Raw genomic sequence first — 8,899 nt, 5'->3', positions numbered from 1 at the left:
TACTCGAAGCAGTCGGCGAACTATGTGGCCAAGGCGGCGGCAAGCCAGCTGCCCGATGGGATCGCGGGCCGGGTCAACGGCGTGATCACGCAGATGCTGGACTTCAAGCGGCTGCTGAGGGGGCAGCTGTCGAAGCTGGCGGACAAGGAGGCGCAGGCCAGCATCATGTGGCTGCTGCACAAGCTGCGGGATGCGCTGCTGAAGAAGAAAGGCCAGCGCGCGGCGATCGTGGCTCCGCAGGCGGGAGCCAAGGCAGAAAAGGAAAATCCCGGAACGCAGCTCGGTCACATCAACAAGCAAGCCGATGCACAAGGGACCGCAGGCTGCAAGAACTGCCCTGCGCCGGCACGCATCGGCTCTTCCATCAGCCTGAGCACCGGCAACGAAAGCTTCACCCACACCGACTTCGTTCTCGCAGCGCCGCTGCCGATCGAATGGGCGCGCACCTACGCCAGCGACCTCGACGCCTTCGACCGCGGCAGCCTGGGCGCACGCTGGATCACTCCCTACAGCATGCGCGTGGACATCACCACGCCGACACGCGGCGCACGCCAGGGGCAGCCCAGCCTCGTGCACCACGCGGCCGACGGCCGCAGCCACGCCTACCCGGTGCTGGCCGTAGGCCAGGCCTACTTCGACCCGATCGAGGAAGTCCGCGTCTCGCGCCTGAGCGAGAGCCTGCTGGTGCTGGACTTCGGCAAGCCGCTGCCCGAAGGCGAGCCCAGCGAGTGGCGCGAGATCTACGAGTACGTCGACAGCAGGCAGCCCCACTTCAGGCTCGTCGCGCAGCAGGCCAGGGACGGCATGTCCATCGGCCTGCGCTACGACCACGTCATTGCAGCGACGGGCGAGCGCGTGCTCAGCGACGTCATCAGCAAGCACGGCGAGGCCGTCATGGCGCATGTGGGCACGAAGCCTGATGCGCAGACCGGGCTCATCCAGTCGCTGTGGGAGCTCAAGGATGGCCAGGTCGTGCGCCAGCTAGCGGCTTATACGCACGATGCCGAGCACGACCTCGTCGCCGCGCAAGACGAAGATGGTGCGAGCTGGAGCTACAGCTACACGCACCATCTCGTGACCCGCTACACCGACCGCACCGGCCGGGGCATGAACCTGGAGTACGACGGCACGGGCCCCGACGCCAAGGCCGTGCGCGAGTGGTCCGACGACGGCAGCTTCGCGCTGAAGCTGGAGTGGGACAGGAACATCCGCCTGACCTACGTGACCGATGCCTTGGGCGGCGAGACCTGGCACTACTACGACATCCAGGGCTACACCTACCGCATCATCCATCCGGACGGGCTACAGGAGTGGTTCTTCCGCGATGACGCGAAGAACGTCACGCGTCACGTGCACACCGACGGCACGACCGACGACTACACCTACGACGAAGACGGCAACCTGCAGACGCACACGCGCGCGGATGGCAGCCGTGTGCACTACGAGTACGACAGGCTCAATCGACTCACGGGCATCCGCGATGCAGAAGGCGGCGTGTGGAAGCGAGACTACGACGCGCAAGGCCACCTCACGGAAGAGATCGATCCGCTGGGGCACAAGACCGAGTACGCGTACGACAAGGCCGGCAGGCCCGTGCGCATCACCGATGCCAAGGGCGGCGTCAAGGCGCTCGTCTACTCGCCATCGGGCCAGTTGCTGAGCTACACCGACTGTTCCGCCAAGACCAGCCGCTGGGAATACGACGAGCGCGGCCGCCTGGTCAAGGCCACCGATGCCGCAGGCAACGCCACCAGCTATCGCTACGCAGCCGGCCAGCTGGAGGAGATCGAACAGCCCGACAGGACGAGCGAGCATTTCGAGCACGACGCCGAAGGCCGGCTGCTCGTGCACACCGACGCACTGGGGCGCGCCACGCGCTACAGCTACACGCGCGCCGGCCTGATCTCCGGCCGCACCGATGCCGCTGGCCGCTCGCTCAAGTACCACTGGGACCTGCTGGGTCGCCTGACCGAACTGCACAACGAGAACGGCAGCCGGTACGACTTCCGCTACGACCCCGTAGGCCGACTGCTCGAAGAAACCGGCTTCGACCGCAAGGCCACGCAGTACGTCCACGAAGAGACCACGGGCGTGCTCGCCGAAGTGATCGAGGCGGGCCACCGCACCGAACTCGAATTCGATCCTCTCGGCCGCCTGAGCGAACGCCGCGCTGGCGGGCAGTCCGAACGCTTCGCCTACGACCGCAACGGCCGCCTGCTCGAGGCGACCAACAGCGATGCACGCCTGCAGTGGTTCTACGACCCAGCCGGCAACCTGACGCGCGAACATCACCACTACCTGAAGCGCAAGCGCACGGCAGTCTGGCAGCACCGCTACGACGAACTCAACCATCGCATCGCCACCGTGCGGCCCGACGGGCATGTCACCCAGTGGCTGACCTATGGCTCCGGCCACGTGCACGGCCTGATGATCGACGGCCAGGACATCCTGGGCTTCGAGCGCGACGACCTGCACCGGGAGATCGCACGCGAGCAAGGCAATGGCCTGAGCCAGCGGCAGAAGTACGACCCGGCAGGGCGGCTGCTCGAACAGCACATCTCGCGCACCCGGCCCGGCGCCATCGAATCGACCACCGGCATCCAGCGCCGCTATAGCTACGACAAGGCTGGCCAGTTGGGGGCCATCGGCGACAGCCGTCGCGGCAACCTGAACTACCGCTACGACCCGGTGGGTCGCCTGCTGGAAGCCAACAGCCGCGTCGGGCGAGAGACCTTCGCCTTCGATCCGGCGGGGAATATCGGCAACCCTTCCGATGTCGATGCCAACGCGCAGGCAGCAGGCCGCATTACCACCCGCGTCGCCGTTCGCCTCGACGACCAAGGCCGCAGCATGGCCGGGCGGCTGATGGACAACCTGCTCAAGGACTATGCGGGGACCCACTACACATGGGACGAGCGGGGCAACCTGGTCGAGCGGACCTGGAACGGCGAGAAGACCGTGTTCACGTGGGACGGCTTCAACCGCATGCGCAGCGCCGAGACCTTCGGCGAGACCGCGAGCTTCAGCTACGACGCGCTGGGCCGGCGCATCGCCAAGCGAAGCTCACACGCGACGACCCTGTTCGGCTGGGACGGCGACACGCTGGCCTTCGAGAGCACACAGAGCACCGAGGGCCAGCAGGAGCATCAAGCCTGGCGCGGCGACAGCGTGCACTACATCCACGAGCCCGGCGCCTTCGTGCCACTGGTGCAGATCCGGCAAGCGCAGGCGGTGGCATTGAGCCAGACCATCGACGTGAAGGCGCTGATCGCGGCCAATGGCGGGCGCTACGACATCGAGCAGGATCCGCTGTGGAACGGGGAGCAGCTCAACACGCCCGACCCATTCGCGAAGGAAGAGATCGCGTTCTACCAGTGCGACCACCTGGGCACGCCGCAGGAGTTGACGGACCACGAGGGACGCATCGCCTGGTCGGCCAGCTACAAGGCCTGGGGCGAAGCCAGGCAGGCGATCAGCGAGGCGGGGCGGAAGGCCGGGTTCAGGAATCCGATCCGGTTCCAGGGGCAGTACTTTGACGAAGAGACGGGGCTGCACTACAACCGGTATCGATACTACGATCCCGTGGGTGGGCGATTTATATCCAATGATCCGATTGGATTGCTTGGCGGGATCCACCTTCAGCAATATGCTCCAAATCCCACTGAATGGATTGACCCGCTTGGATTAAATCGTACAAGCGGCGCAGGCCGAAAACCGGAGTCATCAAAGCCCAATCAAAACCCCAAATGCTCCGAATGCAGAAGACCGTGGGAAGTAAATCGCTACGACAGACTTTGCGATGGTCATGTCCCCGGTGTTGGCAGAGTGAAATATTTCCATGATCCCAAAACCAGGCAGTGGTGGTCGCCGGATCAAACAGGACATGGTGGAAGTGCCTGGAAAGTTTACAACAGTGATGGTTCTTGGAGAGCTGATGCGGACCGGTATGGCGACTTTATGAGCAAACATAAGAGTGAAACCGGAAAGAACGTTGACCTCAAAAATATGAAGTGCAAGGATGTTCAATGATTGAGTCTGCAGAAGAATTCGCAAGACTGAGATTAAGCTCTACAAAAGAAGAATATGACCGCGCCGCTCACGAAGAGGCACCAGTTGAGGTTTGGATCGATGTAATAGAAAATTACCCCGAACTCAGGCAATGGGTCGCACACAATAAAACCATTCCTCTTGAAATACTTGAATACTTGGTCAAAAATCATCCCGAAGTAAATTCATTTGTGGCAGACAAAAGAAAGTTATCTCCGGAGTTGTTTGATATATTGTCTAGAGATGAAAATTATCTTGTTCGCGAAAGAATTGCAATTAATGCAAAAACCCCCATCCACATACTAGAGAGACTTTCAAAGGATTTTGCAGAAGATGTAGCACAAGCAGCACGCTACAATTTAAAAAATAAAAAATAGTTTCGAATTTAAATCTGAATGTAATACTACGGCGCGCTGCGCCGGCGCATCGCCAAGCGATCCGAGCACGACGTCACCAGGAGCTGCAGGCCTGGCGCGGCGACAGCGTGCACTACATCCACGAGCCCGGCGCCTTCGTGCCACTGGTGCAGATCCGGCAAGCGCAGGCGGTGGCATTGAGCCAGACCATCGACGTGAAGGCGCTGATCGCGGCCAATGGCGGGCGCTACGACATCGAGCAGGACCCGCTATGGAACGGGCAGCCGCAGAGAACGCCGGAGGCCTTCGCGAAGGAAGTCGCCAGAAGAGGTCCAGACACTAAAAGACTCAGGCTGCAATGGCTCGGACCGAAAGGATGAATAGATGCTTATATCGCCAGAGGAGATTTTGCAGGCTGCAGTTGAGGTCGACTCCATACAAAGGAGGCTTCTCCAAGAATTTTTTGTACAAAACCCCGATTTGATCGACTTCAAGTTGCTTGCTGATTTTCCTAAATCAGGAGTGCTGACGATCGATGGCGAGAGTTGGACTTACAAAAAGCATGGCCTTGGATATAGCTTTGAAAGTGAGCGCGGTGATGTAATAGGCGCGCACAACCACTTCTGTAAGACTTCACGAGCAATCGATGCTCATCGATTAACTCAGTATCTTGCCTCGTTGAAGAGGAAATCCGGCGACGAGATTGAGGGGCTGTACTCGTTGCTTGAAAATGGTTTGAAAATTTTGGAAAAAAAGAGAGTTTTAAAAAGAATCGCAAATATGCCGCTAGCATGGGAATTGATTTTCTGATGAGAAAGAAGTGGTGTTTCCAGGTTGTGAATTGTTTGATGATCTTTGATGAGATGAAATCAATTGATTGGATTGTGTGTGGTTCTTCCGCGACGAGGCGAAGAACATCACCCGCCATGTGCACACCGACGACTACACCTACGACGAAGACGGCAACCTTCAGACGCACACGCGCGCAGACGGCAGCCGCGTGCATTTCGAATACGACAGGCAGCATCGGCTGACGGGCATCCTCGACGCAGAGGGCGGCGTGTGGAAGCGCGACTACGACGCGCAGGGCCATCTCACGGAAGAGATCGACCCGCTGGGCCACAAGACCGAGTACGCCTACGACAAGGCCGGCAGGCCCCGTGCGCATCACCGATGCGAAGGGCGGCGTCAAGGCGCTCGCCTATTCGACGCACTGGGGCGCGCCACGCGCTACAGCTACACGCGCGCCGGCCTGATCGCCGGCCGCACCGATGCCGCGGGCCGGTCGCTCAAGTACTACTGGGACTTGCTGGGCCGCCTGACCGAACTGCACAACGAGAACGGCAGCCGCTACGACTTCCGGTATGACCCGGTAGGCCGACTGACGGGGTTGCACTACAACCGGCATCGGTACTACGACCCCCGAGCGGGGCGGTTTGTGTCAAGTGATCCAATCGCTTTGGCTGGCGGGATAAACCTGCATGCTTACGCGCTGAACACCACTGAATGGATTGATCCCTTGGGGTTACAGCCTCGCGTGCCGCCCCATATCTCATTGCAGAAACAAGCCGGCCATGTGAAGGGGACGCCCCAATACGACAACCGGGTGAATGCCGGAAAGCCGACATCTTGTTTTTGCGATTGGAATGCTGCTATCAAATACACAGGTGAGGCGTGGGCGAATGGAACGCAAGTGCCGGGTAGACCCGGAGTGAAGGACTACGAGTTTGGAACTCCAATTGGCGAGGGGCCCAAAGGAGGAACCCCGAGCAAAGTAAGAGTTCATCAAGACTCTAAAGGAAAAATTCATGGACACCCTGCCGGCCCCGAAACACCATAGAGGAAAATGTGGAAAAAAATGGATTAAGGTATTGGAAGGGAAATTCGGAAGTCTCGAGACTCCTGATTATTCTTTTGTGTTGGACGAGATTAAAAAGAAACCTTATCAGCAAATGATGGATGAGGTTTGCAAGGAATTTTCTGTGAAAGAGGATACCGATGAGAATTATGACGTGAGTTTTGGTTATATTTTATCTTTTTTGTCAAGCAATGATTTTCTTTTCAGGGTTTCAATGATTGCGCCTTTTGCTTTTTTGGCTCGAATGCATTTGGATGGCTCGACATCTAAGCCTATTTTGCGAGAATTCACTCATGATGAAGCTGAGCTTGAATTGATTGATGTGGTTGAATCTCATGGTGTGTCTCTGCTCGATGCTAACACTCTGAATATGCTTGTTCCTCAAGCGAAAAAATACTCAAAACCTCTCTATCAGTGGCTTTTTGTGGATGAAGAGAAGGTGCCTTGGAGTTAAGTGCTTGCGGGGATTTTTTGGCGCTCGTTGACTAGTAAAAGCCGAGGGTCTTGAGAGGTAAGTGGTTTCGAATCGAATTGTGATTGGTCTTGCGAAAATTTGAATGCTGATTTAATTTTTCTAAAAGATGCTGTTGAGTGCAGAAAGGAAGTGATTGAGTTTGCGCGTATTTTGACTGCGGATGTAGCGTCTGCGCCAGGTTTGTATTGGAATTTTGAGGTTGAATATCTAGAATTCGGCGCAGAACTGTGCGGCCGCGGGCATAGCCGTTTTTAGATAACCTCCTGAGGAATTACGCCTACCCAGGCTACCGCTACGACGAACGCGGCAACATGACCGAGCGGGTGCGCAACGGCTGGCGAACCGTCTTCGCGTGGGATGGCTTCAACCGCATGACGGCGGCGACCGACCACAGCGGCATCCCCACTACCTTCAGCTACGACGCGCTGGGGCGGCGTCTGTCCAAGAGTTCGGGCGACACCACGACGCTGTTCGGCTGGGACGGCGACGTGCTCGCGTTCGAGAGCACGCAGAGCACCTTGGCGATCGAGGAGGGCGGCGAGCACGGCTGGAGCGTGCACTACATCCATGAGCCGAACTCGTTCGTGCCGCCGGTGCAGGTGCGCTGGGCGAGCGCGATGGCGCTGATCGAGGCCAACGGAGGCGTCTACGACATCGAACAGGATCCGCTGTGGAACGGCGAGCAAAGGCAGGTACCGCGGGCGTTCGACAGGAAGGAGATGGCGTTCTACCAGTGCGACCACCCGGACACCCCCCTAGGGTCAGAGATCGGCGGAATTCAACAGTGGATCGAAGGAGGTGGCCTGACAGGGGTTCTGACGAGATATCCGGTCGGTATTTCAGTCTATGAATAGGCTGGCCAGCGTGGTCATCACAAGCCGCAACCGGCAAGGGATATGACGCCGGAATTCATCGCCAGATTTCCGAGTGCCGCCCAGGAGCACATGCACTTCGAGAACGGGTCTTCGCCCTGATCCGAACCGTCCCGCCCCCCTCGCCGCAACCCCGGGTTTTCGATAACTAAATCCACTTGATTTAGTCCCTCTGCTGGCCGATAGTCTCCCTGCGCCCGGACACCGAGCCCTCAAGGCCCGAGCGATCCGGTTCCACAAGACCGCAGGCGCTTCGCCGCCTGCCCACGGAGACAAACCATGTTCAGCACCCGCTCTATCCTGGCCATGGCGGCCATGTCCCTCACCGCAGTGGCCGCATCCACCGCCTTCGCCGCCGACCAGCCCGTCATCGGCCTCGTCACCAAGACCGAAACCAACCCCTTCTTCGTCAAGATGAAGGAAGGCGCGCAGGAAGAGGCCAAGAAGCTCGGCGCCAAGCTGCTCTCGGGCGCTGGCAAGGCCGACGGCGACAACGCGGGCCAGATCACGGCGATGGAGAACATGATCGCCGCCGGTGCCAAGACCATCCTCATCACGCCGAGCGACGCCAAGGCGATCGTGCCCGCGATCAAGAAGGCGCGCGACAAGGGTGTGATGGTGATCGCGCTCGACAGCCCGGCCGATCCGCCGGATGCGACCGACGCGCTCTTCGCCACCAACAACTACACCGCCGGCGTGCTGATCGGCGAATACGCCAAGGCCGCGATGGCCGGCAAGCCCGCGAAGATCATCGCGCTCGACCTGCTGCCGGGCCACCCGGTGGGCGCGCAGCGCCACAACGGCTTCATGAAGGGCTTCGGGCTTGCCGCCAACGACGCCAAGTCGAACGAGCTGTCGAAGACGCCCGAGATCGTCTGCATGGCCGACAGCTACGGTGACCAGGCCAAGGCGCAGACGGTGATGGAAAACTGCCTGCAGAAGGCACCTGACGTGAACCTGGTCTACACCATCAACGAGCCCGCCGCGGCCGGTGCGTACAACGCGCTGAAGCGCGCTGGCAAGGAGAAGGGCGTGATGATCGTCTCGGTCGACGGCGGCTGCCAGGGCATCAAGGACACGGCCGCCGGCATCATCGCCGCGACCTCGCAGCAGTACCCGCTGAAGATGGCCGCCATGGGCGTGGCCGCGGGCGTGGAGTTCGCCAAGACGGGCAAGAAGGCCTCGGGCTACGTCGACACGGGTGTCACGCTGATCGCCGGCAAGAGCGTGGCCGGCGTCGACAGCAAGGACACCAAGACCGGCACCGAGCTGTGCTGGGGCAAGAAGTAAT

The 8,899-nt window shown here is 59.7% G+C and carries 7 protein-coding genes and 1 pseudogene; all 8 read left to right on the top strand.

Annotated features, from left to right (window positions below):
• On the top strand, window positions 1-4,029 hold a 4,029-nt coding region (locus tag ACCD11_RS20045; protein WP_413315177.1), incomplete at its 5' end, for an RHS repeat-associated core domain-containing protein.
• Window positions 4,026-4,424, top strand: coding sequence for a hypothetical protein (locus ACCD11_RS20040; RefSeq protein ID WP_369651452.1), 399 nt, complete (start codon window positions 4,026-4,028; stop codon window positions 4,422-4,424). The genes ACCD11_RS20045 and ACCD11_RS20040, both read left to right, overlap by 4 nt.
• A gap of 107 nt (window positions 4,425-4,531) precedes the next feature.
• Window positions 4,532-4,783 (top strand): hypothetical protein, encoded by a 252-nt coding sequence (locus ACCD11_RS20035; RefSeq protein WP_413315176.1) that lies wholly within the window; start codon window positions 4,532-4,534, stop codon window positions 4,781-4,783.
• 4 nt (window positions 4,784-4,787) lie between these two features.
• Window positions 4,788-5,213 (top strand): DUF6896 domain-containing protein, encoded by a 426-nt coding sequence (locus ACCD11_RS20030; RefSeq protein WP_413315175.1) that lies wholly within the window; start codon window positions 4,788-4,790, stop codon window positions 5,211-5,213.
• 79 nt (window positions 5,214-5,292) lie between these two features.
• A pseudogene (locus ACCD11_RS20025) lies at window positions 5,293-5,931 on the top strand (RHS repeat-associated core domain-containing protein); the annotation flags it as partial.
• Between the two features lie 280 nt (window positions 5,932-6,211).
• Window positions 6,212-6,715 (top strand): hypothetical protein, encoded by a 504-nt coding sequence (locus tag ACCD11_RS20020; protein ID WP_413315174.1) that lies wholly within the window; start codon window positions 6,212-6,214, stop codon window positions 6,713-6,715.
• 332 nt (window positions 6,716-7,047) lie between these two features.
• Window positions 7,048-7,590: an RHS repeat domain-containing protein gene (locus ACCD11_RS20015; protein WP_413315173.1), complete on the top strand. Its 543-nt coding sequence runs from the start codon at window positions 7,048-7,050 to the stop codon at window positions 7,588-7,590.
• Between the two features lie 297 nt (window positions 7,591-7,887).
• Window positions 7,888-8,898, top strand: a complete 1,011-nt coding sequence (locus ACCD11_RS20010; protein WP_413315172.1) for a sugar ABC transporter substrate-binding protein — start codon at window positions 7,888-7,890, stop codon at window positions 8,896-8,898.
• Window position 8,899 lies beyond the last annotated feature (1 nt).

Origin of the sequence: Variovorax sp. Varisp36, from assembly GCF_047304235.1 — a bacterium.
Taxonomy (GTDB): domain Bacteria; phylum Pseudomonadota; class Gammaproteobacteria; order Burkholderiales; family Burkholderiaceae_C; genus Variovorax.
The sequence above is the reverse complement of the archived record's forward strand: the minus strand, read 5'-3'. Positions and strand labels throughout refer to the sequence as shown.